This window comes from Psychroserpens mesophilus (assembly GCF_050617655.1).
Classification (GTDB): domain Bacteria; phylum Bacteroidota; class Bacteroidia; order Flavobacteriales; family Flavobacteriaceae; genus Psychroserpens; species Psychroserpens mesophilus_A.
In genome coordinates this window covers 291,454-307,376 of the sequence record NZ_JBODQC010000004.1, presented here as the reverse complement: position 1 = coordinate 307,376, position 15,923 = coordinate 291,454, and the positions used below count along the sequence as shown (strand labels likewise).

The window sequence follows — 15,923 nt, the reverse complement described above, 5'->3', positions numbered from 1 at the left end:
TTTATTTTTGATTTCTAATACCACTTAATGAAACGTTTATTTTTTTTATCTGCTTTGTTATGTGTGCTTTTGGCATGCAATCAAAGTTATTCTTTTAATACAAATAAAAATACTGTAAGTACAATAGCTAATAGTTTATGTCCTGCTCCAATAATATCATCATTTTTCCCTTTAAGCGGACCAGAAAACACTTTAATAACAGTAAGCGGAAGTAATTTCAACGCTGTCACCTCAATAGAATTTGATGGAATAAATGCCTCATTCAACATCATAAATGACACTGAAATAGAGGTTGTAGTGCCTGCTGGAATAGCAGCTACTTCAACAATTTCTATGACTAGTTCTGGTGGTTGTACTGGTGTATCTCCAACAGTTTTTACTCAAATTGATTCTGATTGTAATTTAGGTAACAATGAGGTTTATATTTCTGAAGTCTATGATTCTGATGGAGGAAGTTATGGTGTTATCGAACTTTATAATCCAACAAGCGCTGTTATTGTTTTAGATGGTGTATACCAAATTGATCGTTATGGTGATATCGGCAATGCCACTCCAAGTTATTCAATTCCCTTAACAGGTACTATTAATCCATTCGACACCTTTATTATTGAAATGGGAAGTACAGGAAATGCTTGTAGCGGATTAGTTGCTGATTTAAATCTTGGCGCTGGTATCAATGAAAATGATGAAATTATTCTTCTTAAAAATTCTGTACCAATTGATGTGATGCATACTGATGTGAACATAGGTTACACTTTTATTAGAAATTCTGATGCTGTTGCACCTTCAACGACCTTTGATATAAATGAATGGACATTTTCAGATACTGAAGATTGTTCAGGTTTAGGAAACCACTCAGAAGATCCGATTAGTGTAAACATAACCCAACCCACATCTCAAGAGGTTTGTGAAAATGGTAATACTACGTTTTCTGTTTCAGTTGATACTGGAACTTATTCTTACCAATGGAAAATTCTTGATGCTTCAGGAAACTGGATTGATGTTGTTAACAATGCCAACTACTCAGGAGCGACAACTAACACCTTAGGAATAAATAACATTCCTTTAAACTTTGATGATAACCAATATTATTGTGAAATCACTTCATCCTCTTGTGATCTGACAAGTATTGCTGTCCAACTTCAAATTACCTCTCCAGAAGTCGATACCATTGCGAATCAAAATGTATGTACAGATTATACCTTACCAACTTTAACCAATGGAAGTTATTTCACTGGAACTAATGGTACTGGAACACTATTAAATGCTGGTGATGTTATTTCGACAACTCAAACAATTTTTATTTACAATGAAGTTGGAACTGCGCCTGATATCTGCTCAAACGAATCCAGTTTTACAGTGACGATTTCTGCAACACCTTTAGTCGATACCATTGCGAATCAAAATGTATGTACAGATTATACCTTACCAACTTTAACCAATGGAAGCTATTTCACTGGAACTAATGGCTCGGGAACACCATTAAATGCTGGTGATGTCATTTCGACAACTCAAACAATTTTTATTTACAATGAAGTCGGAACTGCACCTGATATCTGCTCGAACGAATCCAGTTTTACAGTGACGATTTCTGCAACACCTTTAGTCGATACCATTGCGAATCAAAATGTGTGTACCGATTATACCTTACCAACTTTAACCAATGGAAGCTATTTCACTGGAACTAATGGTACCGGAACACCATTAAATGCTGGTGATGTCATTTCGACAACTCAAACGATTTTTATTTACAATGAAGTCGGAACTGCACCTGATATCTGTTCAAACGAATCCAGTTTTACAGTGACGGTTTCTGCAACACCTTTAGTCGATACCATTGCCAATCAAAACGTGTGTACAGATTATACCTTACCAACTTTAACCAATGGAAGCTATTTCACTGGAACTAATGGTACTGGAACACCATTAAATGCTGGTGATGTTATTTCAACAACTCAAACAATTTTTATTTATAATGAAGTCGGAACTGCACCTGATATCTGCTCAAATGAATCCAGTTTTACAGTGACGGTTTCTGCAACACCTTTAGTCGATACCATTGCCAATCAAAACGTATGTACAGATTATACCTTACCAACTTTAACCAATGGAAGCTATTTCACTGGAACTAATGGTACTGGAACACTATTAAATGCTGGTGATGTTATTTCGACAACTCAAACGATTTTTATCTACAATGAAGTCGGAACTGCACCTGATATCTGTTCAAACGAATCCAGTTTTACAGTGACGGTTTCTGCAACACCTTTAGTCGATACCATTGCCAATCAAAACGTATGTTCAGATTATACCTTACCAACTTTAACCAATGGAAGTTATTTCACTGGAACTAATGGTACTGGAACACCATTAAATGCTGGTGATGTCATTTCGACAACTCAAACGATTTTTATTTACAATGAAGTCGGAACTGCACCTGATATCTGTTCAAACGAATCCAGTTTTACAGTGACGGTTTCTGCAACACCTTTAGTCGATACCATTGCCAATCAAAACGTGTGTACAGATTATACCTTACCAACTTTAACCAATGGAAGCTATTTCACTGGAACTAATGGTACTGGAACACCATTAAATGCTGGTGATGTTATTTCAACAACTCAAACAATTTTTATTTATAATGAAGTCGGAACTGCGCCTGATATCTGCTCGAACGAATCCAGTTTTACAGTGACGATTTCTGCAACACCTTTAGTCGATACCATTGCCAATCAAAATGTGTGTACAGATTACACCTTACCAACTTTAACCAATGGAAGTTATTTCACTGGAACTAATGGTACTGGAACACCATTAAATGCTGGTGATGTTATTTCGACAACTCAAACAATTTTTATCTACAATGAAGTCGGAACTGCACCTGATATCTGCTCAAATGAATCCAGTTTTACAGTGATTATTGGATCTTCAACGGATTTCAACCTTACAGAAGCAAACATTGAAATCCTTAATGGAACGTTAACCGTTACCATGAATGATCAGACTCTGAATTATGAATATTCCATAGATAGCGTCAATTTTCAGACAAGTCATATCTTTTCAGATTTACCTCTTGGTTCCTATATCTTATATGTGAGGGAAGTTGGAGGTTGTATTACCAAATATCTGTTTTTTGAAATCGCTTTAGATTTATTCATCCCTAAGTTTTTAACACCTAATAATGATGGTTATAAAGACACTTGGAAAATCATTGATACGAAAAATGTTATCAGAGACATCTTTATTTTTGACAGGTATGGTAAGCTTCTTAAACACATTGTAGGCAATACGGTTTCCTGGAATGGTACTTATAATGGTAAAGCACTTGAAACTAATGATTACTGGTATATTATAAATTTAAGGACTGGCGAGCAATTAAAAGGTCATTTTACTTTAAAACGATAGTTCCAATTACACATAACTTTTATGTAACTTTGTAAGATGCGTTTCAAAGTACAATCCGAATTTAAGCCTACTGGAGATCAACCTCAAGCCATTCAACAGTTGGTTGAAGGCATTAATGCTAACGAAAAATATCAAACTTTACTTGGTGTAACAGGCTCTGGAAAAACCTTCACAGTTGCCAATGTGATTGAAGAGGTTCAGAAACCAACTTTGGTTTTAGCACACAATAAAACCTTAGCAGCTCAGCTCTATTCTGAGTTTAAACAGTTTTTTCCTGAAAATGCTGTGGAATATTTTGTATCCTATTACGATTACTATCAGCCTGAAGCTTACATTCCTGTTTCTGGCGTTTACATAGAAAAGGATTTATCTATCAATGAAGAAATTGAAAAGATGCGTTTGAGCACGACATCTTCTCTGTTATCTGGTCGTCGTGATGTGATTGTTGTTGCTTCAGTTTCATGTTTATATGGTATTGGAAATCCTGTGGAGTTTCAGAAAAATGTGATTTCGTTAGAAGTGAATCAGGAGATTTCCAGAACCGATTTATTACATCGACTCGTACAAAGTTTATACTCCAGAACAGAAGCAGATTTTAATCATGGTAATTTCAGAATAAAAGGTGATACCGTTGATGTATTTCCAAGTTATGCAGACGATGCATTTCGCATTCACTTTTTTGGTGATGAAATTGAAGATATCGAGCAGTTCAATATTCAAACCAATGAAGTTATTGAACATTATGACCGACTTAACATCTATCCTGCAAATATGTTTGTAACCTCTCCAGATGTGCTTCAAGGAGCAATTCGAGAGATTCAAGATGATTTGGTTAAACAATACGATTATTTTAAAGAAATTGGAAAGCATCTAGAAGCTAAACGCTTAAAAGAACGCACAGAATTTGACTTGGAAATGATTCGTGAATTAGGCTATTGTTCAGGAATTGAAAACTACTCAAGATATTTAGATGGACGTTTACCTGGAACTCGACCATTCTGTTTGTTAGATTATTTCCCAAACGATTTTTTAATGGTTGTAGATGAAAGTCATGTCACCATTTCTCAAGTGCATGCCATGTATGGTGGAGACAGAAGTCGGAAAGAAAATCTGGTAGAATACGGATTTCGATTGCCTGCTGCTATGGATAACAGACCTTTAAAATTTGAGGAATTTGAAGCACTTCAAAATCAGGTCATTTATGTAAGTGCAACTCCTGCCGATTATGAGTTGCAAAAAACAGATGGTGTTTATGTTGAGCAGGTTATAAGACCTACTGGACTTTTGGATCCTGTGATTGAAGTACGTCCTAGTTTAAACCAGATAGATGATTTAATTGAAGAAATTCAGCAACGCATCGAAAAAGATGAACGTACTCTAGTCACCACATTAACCAAACGCATGGCTGAAGAGCTGACTAAATATTTAGATCGTATTCAAATTCGCTGTCGCTATATTCATAGTGACGTCGATACACTTGAGCGTGTAGAAATCATGCAAGATTTACGCAAAGGCTTGTTTGATGTTCTGGTTGGTGTAAACTTATTGCGTGAAGGTTTGGATTTACCAGAAGTCTCTTTGGTAGCTATCATTGATGCAGATAAGGAAGGGTTTTTACGATCAGCACGATCACTAACTCAAACTGTGGGTAGAGCTGCGCGACATCTTAACGGAAAAGCCATAATGTATGCTGATAAAGTTACCAAAAGTATGCAAAAAACCATTGATGAAACTGAATACAGACGCGAAAAACAAATTGCTTACAACACCAAACATAACCTAGTCCCTAAAGCTTTAAACAAGAGTTTAGATAATGCCTTAACGAAAAATTCAGTAAGTACATATAGTTATGAATTGGAAGCTGCAAAAGCTGCTGAACCAGAAAGCGAATATTTAACCAAAAGTCAGCTAGAAAAGAAAATTCGTGAAAAACGTAAACTGATGGAGCAAGCTGCTAAAGCTTTAGATTTTATTATTGCAGCACAACTTCGTGATGAAATTAAAACCTATCAACAAAAATTAGAAAAAGTAAACATGTCGTAAATGAAAGTTAACGAACCAGTAATAAAAGTTCAACAAAATTTTCATCAATCTGTTGAAGACGTTTGGAAAGCCATAACGGATCTTAGTGACATGAAACAATGGTTTTTTGATAACATTCCCGCTTTTGAACCTTCTGTTGGATTTAAAACTCAATTTAAAATAACTTCTGAAGACAGAGTCTTTCTTCACCTTTGGGAAATCACTGAAGTCATTCCTTTCAAAAAAATCGTTTACAACTGGAAATATGAAGGTTATGAAGGTAATTCGTTCGTAACATTTCATTTATCTGAAACAGACAATCATACTCAACTGACTTTAACAACAAAGGTTACTGAAGACTTTTCAGACACCATTCCTGAATTCAAAAGAGAACGTTGTTTAGCTGGCTGGAACTATTTTATAAAGACCAGTTTGGTTAATTATTTTAATAGAAAACACTGATTATAACAAGCTACAATAGATATCAGATTCTGTTCTTCTTCCGAATAAATCCAGCTGGTAAAATGAATTATGCTAAAAGCGATACTATTTAAGTTTTACTTAATTATACTGAACCTTAAAAATATCGATTAAGAAATCAGGTGGTACAACTTTATTAGGAAAACTTTCCATTAGATCAAGAACTCTATTAATAGATTCGTGACTTAAACCCATTCTCAATCCGAAATTATGAAGCTTTACCAACTCCTTAGAACTAATCTCGTGATCTAAATTCATTAACAATACCAATCTATGAAATTGTACGATACGTTCACTATGCGACTTAAGATTTACATAAGTCACTGGATGTTCTATTAAATAGTCGAAATCTTCTTTTGAAATATCCAGTTGTTTGGCAACGCCAAAAAGAAATTTGTATTCAATGGATTTTATATTTTCATTTTTCTGTGCGAAAGCAATCATTTCAGAAAGCAAGCTCAATTTTTCAACGCGATTTATCATGACGAGGGATTATGATTTTTACTTTTTTAAAGTTAATAAGTTTAATTTTCCGTAAACCTTGATAAACTGTAACTTATCGAAAAAAAAACTACTTTTCATCGGTTTTTTCCTACTTTCATGTGTTTTTAAATTATAACATACTGTTTATCAGTGATTTGAAAAAACAATGTATTTCATCGATTTTTGCATCGTTGAAAATTATTATCGATGAAATGCATCTCAAAAAATCATTATATTTTACGTACATTCGTTTTAAATAATTTTCACTTAAAAAGGTTGATGTTTCTGTGGTAATTGAATACTACTAAAGCGAACTTCAAATTATGTGTCTTTTTTAACTTTCAACGTTCTAAACTAAAGTAAATGACTAATAACGACATATTTAAAAAATTAAGAGTAGCTCATAAACTTCGTGATAATGATATTGTTAAAATTTTAGAACTGGTCGATTTTAGAATTACAAAAAGTGAATTGAATGCCATGTTCAGACGAGAAGACCATCCTAATTATATGGAATGTGGTGACCAAATTTTAAGAAACTTCCTCAACGGATTAATTATCCATCTACGTGGTCCGATGCCTAAGAAAGAAACAACAGTTTCACCTAAACATAAAACATCAAAAAAGTAAATTCCTATGGTGTTTGTTGCTGAACTTTTCTTAAATTGCAACAAATAAGACTAAAAAGTCCTAGATAAGAATATGCTTGACAACTCTACAACTATTAATGCTTCTGAAATTTCAGCAGAGCAAATAGCATTTTTAAATAAAACATATAAACCCCTTTCAGCACGAGAGCGTATAAAGCAATTATACATAGATTTTGATGTTACAGAGGTCATGCTTACAAGTTCATTTGCAGCAACCTCAGCTTTCTTATTAAAGCTCTTTTCTGAAATCAACACAAAACAAGAGGTGTTTTTTATTGATACTGGTTATCACTTTAAAGACACTTTGGACTACAAAGATCAGCTGACCAAACAATATGGATTGCATGTAACATCAATTAGTGCTTTAAAGGAGGAGCATGATTTTACGACAAAAGATGAAACCTGGAAAAAAAACCCTGATTTTTGTTGTTCTATCAACAAGGTAAAACCTTTAGACTCCATTAAAAAAAAGTACAACGTTTGGGTTTCTGGTTTAATGAGATGGCAAAGTGATCATCGATCTACTTTGGACATCTTTGAATTAAGAGGACATATTTTAAAGTTCTACCCATTGTTAGATATTACTAAAGCGCAACGCGACGCTTATATAAAAGAACATCATCTGCCTTTTCACCCACTAGTTGAAAAAGGATATAATTCTATTGGCTGTAAACACTGTACTATTCCAGGCAAGGATCGCAGTGGACGCTGGAATAACAATCCGAAAACTGAATGTGGTTTGCATTTATAAAAAAAGCTCTCAATGTTGAGAGCCTTTTTTTGTTATATATCTTTAATACTAAGACAACACTTGTTGTACTTTATCTGCAGCTTCCTGAAATTCGGTAGCACTCATAACGTCTAAACCAGAATTGTCAATTAATTCTTTTGCAATATCAGCATTGGTTCCTTGCAAACGTACAATAATTGGCACATTAATATTACCCATATTTTTATACGCATCAATGACACCTTGAGCAACACGATCACAACGAACGATTCCTCCAAAAATATTGATTAAAATTGCTTTTACTGCAGGATCTTTTAATATAATTTGAAAAGCAGCTTCAACACGAGCTGCATCAGCAGTACCACCAACATCTAAAAAGTTAGCTGGCTCTCCTCCTGCTTGTTTAATCAAATCCATTGTTGCCATTGCCAATCCTGCTCCATTAACCATACAACCAACGTTTCCGTCAAGATCCACATAGTTTAAACCTAATTTTCCTGCTTCAACTTCAATAGGATTCTCTTCTCGTAAATCACGTAAAGCTGCTAAATCTTTATGTCTGAATAACGCATTATCATCTAAAGACACTTTGGCATCAACAGCCATAATTTTATCATCACTTGTTTTTAAAACAGGATTAATTTCAAATAAAGAAGAGTCAGACTTGTCATAAGCTGTGTATAATGACGTTACAAATTTTGTCATGTCTTTAAACGCTGTTCCTGAAAGTCCTAAATTAAACGCAATTTTACGTGCCTGAAACGGTAAAATACCTGTAGCTGGATCAATTTCTTCATGAAATATTAAATGAGGAGTTTCTTCAGCAACCGTTTCTATGTCCATTCCTCCTTCTGTAGAATACATAATCATGTTACGACCATTAGCTCTGTTCAATAAAACAGACATGTAGTATTCTTCAGGTTCTGAATCTCCTGGATAATATACATCTTCAGCAACTAATACTTGATGAACACGTTTTCCTTCAGCAGACGTTTGAGGAGTTACTAAATCCATTCCTATAATTTGACCTGCAATGGTTTTTACCTCATCTAGGTTTTTAGCTAACTTAACTCCACCTCCTTTTCCACGACCACCTGCGTGAACTTGTGCTTTAATCACATGCCAACCTGTACCTGTATCTTCAGTTAATTTCTTTGCTGCAGCAACAGCTTCATCTGCATTTTGCGCAACGATACCTCGTTGAATGCGTACACCAAAACTGCTTAATAATTCTTTTCCTTGATATTCGTGTAAATTCATCTTTCTTAGAGTAAAATTTTAGATACGCAAAAATAGTTAACCTATTGCGTTTTACCAATAGTTTTTAATATTGATTTGTACCGTTTTAATTTTTCTTATGCCAAATTAAGAACCTCAGTCCTTTAACCGCTTGATTATTGAAAATGCATGATCTACCAAATGGTCTTCTACAACGATTGTAAATTCATTTGTTGTAGAAACGACTTCATATAATGTGATGTTTTCCCAAGCCAATTGCTTAAAAATCTGATAATACAATCCGGAGATTTTTGAGTTTCCCTTTGGTAAATAAATGCTAATAGCAGATAATTTGTCTTGAAACCCTATTTGTGTTTCTTTTTTAAAGTTTTCTAATATACTATCCTTTTCAGAAGTTGAAATAATAATATTACTCTCAAATATACCACGCGTAAAAGCATAAAATATTTGATGATTATCACTGATTTTTTCTAAAATTCGAGAATGATTATGAATCAGAGATTTAGAATTTTGAAACGTAAAATCACTTAAATTTGATCGAACTGTGATATCTCCTAAATTCTTAAAGGCTTTGGTTAAACGATTAGAATTTCCAATAGTTATAGGTTGATGGTAACGCCTTAAAGCCATCATAATAGCTCCATCTTTTACTGGTTTCTTTAACATCTCAGAAATTTGTTTATTTAAATCTTTCGCAAGAGCAGAATAATTGATGATTTGCCGCGATAAGCCTTCTTCTAAAAAAGGACTTGAGATGATAATGCGTTCTACGCATGAGGCTATGGTTTTCAAATTGTTAATTATTTAACATTATGTGCAAAATTAGCAATATTTTTACATTTTCATGTTCATACTAAAGATTACATCTATTTTTGTCTATTGAAAAACAGTAATTTTAAGAGTTCGAGACTAATGAAACACAACACCTTATTACAAATTTCTAAAGACTTCGGAAGTCCTCTTTATGTATACGATGCTGATAAAATTAAATCTCAGTATCAACGTTTAACATCTGCTTTTAATAAGGTAAAACAAGTCAAATTGAATTATGCAGTGAAAGCCTTATCAAACATTTCAATTTTAAAATTGTTTAACACATTAGGTTCTGGATTAGATACGGTTTCGATTCAGGAAGTTAAACTCGGACTCAAAGCTGGATTTAAAGCAGAAGACATTATTTTCACTCCTAATGGTGTATCGCTTGAAGAATTAGAAATGGCTTCAAAACTCGGCGTACAAATCAATATTGATAACCTTTCTATACTAGAACAATTTGGCACAAAACATCCAAAAACACCTGTTTGTATTCGTATAAATCCACATGTGATGGCAGGCGGAAACACGAATATTTCTGTGGGACATATTGATAGTAAATTTGGAATTTCAATTCATCAGATTCCACACTTACTTCGTATTGTAGAAAACACTAATATGACTATTAATGGTATTCACATGCACACAGGAAGCGATATTTTAGATATTGATGTGTTTTTATATGCCAGTGAGATTTTATTTGAAACTGCCAAAAATTTTAAAAACTTAGAGTTTATCGACTTTGGTTCTGGGTTTAAAGTGCCTTATAAAAAAGGAGATATTGAAACAAATATTGAAGAGTTAGGAGAAAAACTATCCAAACGATTTAATGAGTTTTGCAACGATTACGGTAAACCACTCACCTTAGCTTTTGAACCGGGAAAATTTTTAGTAAGTGAAGCAGGTTACTTTTTAACGAAAGTAAATGTGGTAAAGCAAACAACATCTACTGTTTTTGCACAAGTAGATTCAGGTTTCAATCATTTAATCAGACCAATGCTTTATGGGTCGCAACATGACATTATTAATATCTCAAACCCGAAAGGTCGCGAACGTTTTTATTCAGTAGTGGGTTACATCTGTGAAACAGATACGTTTGCAAACAACAGCCGCATTAATGAAATTACTGAAGATGATATTTTGGCGTTTAAAAATGCTGGTGCGTATTGCTATTCAATGGCTTCTAATTACAACTCTCGTTATCGTCCTGCTGAAATACTCTGGTATAAGAATAAAGCACATCTCATTCGCAAACGTGAAACTTTTGATGATATCTTAAAGAATCAAGTGGAGATAACACTATAACAAAAAGCACTACAGTGACTGTAGTGCTTTTTTAGTATATTTGGTATGACCTCAACTCTTTTAATGTTATTAATTAAAAGACATGAAAACACCAATCTTTTCATTTTTATTAGCTTTTTTATTTTATACATCAGGACAATCTCAAAATTTTATAACGTCTGATGCATTTAAAACGGTATCTATTGATTCTTGCATCTCATGGATGAAAGCTAACTATAAAAATTCAAATTCAACTCATAAGATTGGACTTCAAACTTTAAAGCGTGCACAAAATAAAGAAACTGATTCGACTCTGGCTCAGATTCATGAAGGACTATCAACATGGCATGCTTACAATGGAATTTTTTCTCCAGATTCTGCAGTGTATCACACTTCAAAAGTGCTTGAATATTATAAAAAAGGGACTGATAAAAAGAAAATTGCTGACACTTACGAAACACTATCTCAAAACTATCTTAAAGCTCGAGAATTAGAAAAATCACAAGACGTACTTTTTAAGGCGATTCCTATGTATGAAGAACTAAAGGACGATGAAGGATTAGGAAGTGCTTATCGAACGCTTGGTGTGTTGTATCAGGTCATGAAAGATTATAATAAGTCTGTTGAATATACCAATAAAGCCATTCCTCTTTTAGAAAAAACTAAAAATTATGGTTTACTTGGAATGGCACAGTTTAATTTAATTATCAGTTATGGTGAGCTAGGCGAATTTAAAAAAGCCTATCAAGCTACTGAATACTGTTTAGAAATCGCTGAGCAAAAAGTTCCTGAAGAAAGATTTATACCTGTAAAAGCACATTCGTATCGAGGTGAAGTTTATGTTAGAGCGAAAGATTACGTCAATGCTCTAAAAGATTATATCAAATCATGGGAATTATGTGTTGCAATAATTGGCGAAGAACGCTGTGCGACTTACAGAACAGAAATTGGACAAGTCTATTTACTTCAAAAGGATTATTTAAAAGCTTTAAATCACTTATCGGCTGGTGTTGAAGCCTACGAAAAGAAAGGTCAGACAACCATCATTCAACAATACGATGACTTATCAAAATGCTATGCTAACTTAGGAGATTTTGAAAATGCAATGCTTTATAAAGAAAAAGCTCATACAAATTCTGTACAGGTTCTTCAAGAAAGAATTGCTAATTTAGAATCTGAAGCGGTCATTAAATACGAAACAGGTAAAAAGGACGAAGCCATTGCCAGTCAGGAAGTATTAATTCAACAGAAGAGCAGAGTACAAACCCTTTTTATAATCATTGCTTGTTTACTGGCTGTATTACTTATAGTGTTGCTGTTTTTTTTCAGTAAAAACAAAAAAACTACACAACTCATTAAGGTTAAAAATGCCGAAAACGAACTGCTTTTAAAGGAGATTCATCATCGTGTAAAAAATAATCTTGAGTTGGTAAAGAGTTTAATTTCATTACAATCTGCAGAGTTAGAAGACTCAGCTACAAAAGATGCCATGATTGCAAGTCAGAACAGAGTTCAATCGATGGGAATTATTCATCAGAAACTCTATCAAGGTGATAATCTGGGATGCATTGATATGAAAGATTATTTTGTAAATCTCAGTGATGGTATTTTAGATACATTCAACGCAGAAGATAAAGTTAAAATTGAATGTGCCATGGACCAGTTAGAACTTGATGTTGATACTGCTGTTCCTATTGGACTAATTGTAAATGAATTACTTACAAATGCTTTAAAATATGCTTTCCCAGAAAACAGTAAAGGAAAAATTAAAATCAGCCTGAGCAAACCTAATTCTGAAACCCTAACCTTAAAAGTTGTTGATAATGGTGTAGGCAAAACTTTTGACGCGTCTCCAAAAGGCACTGGTTTTGGTTCACAGCTGATAAAATTATTAACGCTTCAACTCAATGGTGTGATGGAAGAACATCATGAAAATGGCACTTCTGTATCCTTTCAATTTAAAACAAAAACAGCTGCATAAACATATGTTAAGACAACGTCTTCATTGAAAAATTTGTTAAAGCAATGTTAAAAATGTAAGGAAATTTCACTATCTTTAGCTTTCCCTAAAGTCTTTGTAATCGCTATATTAAAGACTTATGACTAAAAAACTAACCCTTTTACTTGTACTCTATGGTACACTAAATGCACTTGCTCAAAACCCAGACTCAAATCCGTCGTCATTAGATGACATCATGAGTTGGTTGGCGAGTCATAGTAGTAATGTTCAAGATTCTACAATGCTTGGAATTAATTCCAGAAAAGCTGTTGTACTTTCAAAACAATCGAATAATCAAAATACACTTGCAGAATCCTATCATTATTTAGCGATGTATCATAAGGAGTATTCTAAATTAGATTCGGCTGTCTATTATCTAAATAACGTAAAAAACATTTACACAGGTCTTAAAGATGACCTCAACCTTGCAAACACATATCTTGATATTAAAGCATTTTACACTATAAAAGCAGACTATAATCAAGCTAAAAGTTATGTGTATAAAGCCTTAAATATATATGAAAAATTGAGCTACCAAAAAGGGATTGCACAATGCTATGCTCATATTGGTGATCTCTTATATTATGAAAATAATTATAATGAAGCCATAAGACATTGCAATAAAGCCATTAACATTCAAAAAGAGATTGATGCAAAAGAAGATTTAGCACTCACCTATCGTTTTAAAGCCAATAGCCAGTTATTTACTGGTTTCGACCTAGAAAATGCATTAGAATCAATCAATGCATCTATTGATTTATATAATGAATTAGGTGAAACTGGCACACCAATGATGGCTTCAGTAAACTGGAGAGGTAATATCTATAAATATATGGAGCGTTATGATGACGCTATTTCAGATTATCAAGCTAATTATGACAATTCTAAAAAGTTAGGGCTTGATCGTTATCTCATTCCGTCACTGGGAAATATTGGTCATGTTTATATTATGCAGGGAAACTATGAAGATGCCTTACCCTACAATTTGAAAGCCATTGAGCTTATTAAAAAAACAGGGAGTGCACGAAATTTGTGGGAAAATTACATGCATGTTTCAGAAATTTATGAGTCTCTCGGCAATCATACAAAAGCATTGTATTATCACCAATTATACGCTTCGGAATTGGAATCTTTTAAAGATAATATTATACTAAGCCTTGAGAACAAAACCCAATCTGAGTATGAAGTTGGTCAGAAAAATGCTACCATCTTATTTCAGGATGAAAAAATCAATCAGCAAAAACGCACTAAAGTGTTATATATAATTCTTACTGGATTACTCGCTATTATTCTGTTTGGAGTTATTTACAACTTTAGAAAAAACCAAAAACGAAATCAAAAACTGGAAGTATTAAATAGTGAACTGGATACCAAGAATAAACAAAACGAATTGCTCCTCAAAGAAATTCACCATCGTGTAAAAAACAATCTGGAACTTGTAAAAAGCTTAATTGCCTTACAATCTGCTCAATTAGAAGATTCACCAACAAAAGATGCTATGATAGCTAGTCAGAACCGAGTACAATCTATGGGAATCATTCATCAGAAATTATATCAAGGTGAAAACTTAGGAAGCATCGATATGAAAGATTATTTTCTCAATTTAAGTGATGGTATTTTAGATACGTTTAATGCTGAAGACAAAGTGAAGATCGAATGCGCTATGGATCGGTTAGAATTAGATGTTGATACTGCGGTTCCTATTGGACTTATCGTAAATGAATTACTTACAAATGCACTCAAATATGCATTTCCTAAAGACTCTAAAGGACAGATTGAAATTAGTCTGGCGCAATCAAACTCAGATACACTCACCTTAAAAGTTATAGACAATGGAGTTGGAAAAACAACTGGCATTTCTCCAAAAGGAACAGGGTTTGGTTCGCAACTTATTAAATTACTCACCCAACAACTCAATGGTAATATGGAAGAAAAAATTGACAATGGTACTTCTGTATCCTTCGAATTTAAAATCAAATCCGCTGCATAAATGAATACACCTATTAAAATATTGATTGTTGAAGACGAAATGATAATAGCTGCAAATATTTCATTACAACTGACGATGCTTGGTTATGAAGTTGTAGGAATCGTACCTAGAGCAGAAGATGCTTTAACATGTGTAAAACAAGATTTACCAGATATTGTTTTAATGGATATTAATTTAAAAGGAGATCTTGATGGTATTGAAACCGTTAAATTGATTCAAAAAGAACAAGATGTTGCTGTTATTTATTTAACGGCAAATGCAGATGAAGCCCATTTCAATCGCGCAAAAAGCACTCATCCTTATGCTTTTATTTCAAAACCATTTAAAAAATTAGATCTGCAGCGAGCTATAGAATTAACCGTAGATCGACTTCAGCTAGAAAACAATAATGAGGTAGACGTAGTATCTTCTGAGCCAGAACCTTCTCCCTTTATGTTGAGTGATTGCATTTTTGTAAGACACCACGAAAAAATGGTAAAAGTCGATATTAAGGATATTCTATACATTGAAGCTGAACGTAATTATTGCCGTATATATTCAAAAGGAAAAGAATACCTGTTAGTTATGACTTTAAAAGATATGGATGAAAAACTACCAAACAAACACTTTTTAAGAGTACATCGTTCATTTATTGTCAATCTTTCTCAAATTGATGAGATTGCTTCAAGCCATATTGTTATTGCAAAAAAAGCAATTCCATTGAGTAAATCTTTAAAAGAAGAATTACTTAAAAGACTTCAAACCATTTAATTAGACCTAGTTTGGTTATTTCTAAAGGTTGCCGATAAACAATAAGTGGGCTTCGGACAAAAAACCTACTCATTCGTC

General features: G+C 33.5%; 12 protein-coding genes. 9 read left to right on the top strand and 3 right to left on the bottom strand.

Annotation, left to right across the window (positions count from 1 at the left end):
- The first annotated feature begins 27 nt into the window (after positions 1 to 27).
- The 3 genes from ACRHNM_RS10105 to ACRHNM_RS10095 are packed head-to-tail and all read left to right on the top strand — an operon-like array spanning position 28 to position 5,889.
- Entirely contained in the window at positions 28 to 3,405 is a 3,378-nt protein-coding gene (locus ACRHNM_RS10105) for a T9SS type B sorting domain-containing protein (protein ID WP_431136185.1), read from the top strand.
- Between the two features lie 36 nt (positions 3,406 to 3,441).
- Positions 3,442 to 5,448: an excinuclease ABC subunit UvrB gene (gene uvrB, locus ACRHNM_RS10100; RefSeq protein WP_431136183.1), complete on the top strand. Its 2,007-nt coding sequence runs from the start codon at positions 3,442 to 3,444 to the stop codon at positions 5,446 to 5,448.
- The gene (locus tag ACRHNM_RS10095; RefSeq protein ID WP_431136181.1) at positions 5,449 to 5,889 is read left to right on the top strand and encodes an SRPBCC family protein; all 441 of its coding nucleotides are present in this window, start codon (positions 5,449 to 5,451) and stop codon (positions 5,887 to 5,889) included. It begins immediately after the preceding gene.
- 99 nt (positions 5,890 to 5,988) lie between these two features.
- Here the strand turns inward: ACRHNM_RS10095 and ACRHNM_RS10090 are convergent, their stop codons facing one another.
- Positions 5,989 to 6,390, bottom strand: coding sequence for a TerB family tellurite resistance protein (locus ACRHNM_RS10090; protein ID WP_431136179.1), 402 nt, complete (start codon positions 6,388 to 6,390; stop codon positions 5,989 to 5,991).
- Between the two features lie 363 nt (positions 6,391 to 6,753).
- Here ACRHNM_RS10090 and ACRHNM_RS10085 point away from each other — a divergent pair, with 363 nt between their 5' ends.
- On the top strand, positions 6,754 to 7,020 hold the full coding sequence (locus ACRHNM_RS10085; protein ID WP_431136177.1) for a DUF1456 family protein: 267 nt from the start codon (positions 6,754 to 6,756) through the stop codon (positions 7,018 to 7,020).
- A 72-nt stretch (positions 7,021 to 7,092) separates the two neighbouring features.
- The gene (locus ACRHNM_RS10080; protein WP_431136175.1) at positions 7,093 to 7,791 is read left to right on the top strand and encodes a phosphoadenylyl-sulfate reductase; all 699 of its coding nucleotides are present in this window, start codon (positions 7,093 to 7,095) and stop codon (positions 7,789 to 7,791) included.
- 48 nt (positions 7,792 to 7,839) lie between these two features.
- Here ACRHNM_RS10080 and sucC read toward each other — a convergent pair whose 3' ends face one another.
- Entirely contained in the window at positions 7,840 to 9,030 is a 1,191-nt protein-coding gene (gene sucC, locus ACRHNM_RS10075) for an ADP-forming succinate--CoA ligase subunit beta (RefSeq protein WP_431136173.1), read from the bottom strand.
- Positions 9,031 to 9,144: 114 nt separating this feature from the next.
- The gene (locus ACRHNM_RS10070; RefSeq protein WP_431136171.1) at positions 9,145 to 9,801 is read right to left on the bottom strand and encodes a hypothetical protein; all 657 of its coding nucleotides are present in this window, start codon (positions 9,799 to 9,801) and stop codon (positions 9,145 to 9,147) included.
- Positions 9,802 to 9,921: 120 nt separating this feature from the next.
- Between ACRHNM_RS10070 and lysA the strand changes: the two genes are divergently transcribed.
- The 4 genes from lysA (at position 9,922) to ACRHNM_RS10050 (ending at position 15,845) form a co-directional block, all read left to right on the top strand.
- Positions 9,922 to 11,127: a diaminopimelate decarboxylase gene (gene lysA / locus ACRHNM_RS10065; protein ID WP_431136169.1), complete on the top strand. Its 1,206-nt coding sequence runs from the start codon at positions 9,922 to 9,924 to the stop codon at positions 11,125 to 11,127.
- An 82-nt stretch (positions 11,128 to 11,209) separates the two neighbouring features.
- On the top strand, positions 11,210 to 13,087 hold the full coding sequence (locus ACRHNM_RS10060; protein WP_431136167.1) for a tetratricopeptide repeat-containing sensor histidine kinase: 1,878 nt from the start codon (positions 11,210 to 11,212) through the stop codon (positions 13,085 to 13,087).
- A 118-nt stretch (positions 13,088 to 13,205) separates the two neighbouring features.
- Positions 13,206 to 15,095, top strand: a complete 1,890-nt coding sequence (locus ACRHNM_RS10055; protein WP_431136165.1) for a tetratricopeptide repeat-containing sensor histidine kinase — start codon at positions 13,206 to 13,208, stop codon at positions 15,093 to 15,095.
- Complete coding sequence (locus ACRHNM_RS10050) at positions 15,096 to 15,845, top strand: LytR/AlgR family response regulator transcription factor (RefSeq protein WP_431136163.1); 750 nt, start codon at positions 15,096 to 15,098, stop codon at positions 15,843 to 15,845. It begins immediately after the preceding gene.
- Positions 15,846 to 15,923: the final 78 nt, after the last annotated feature.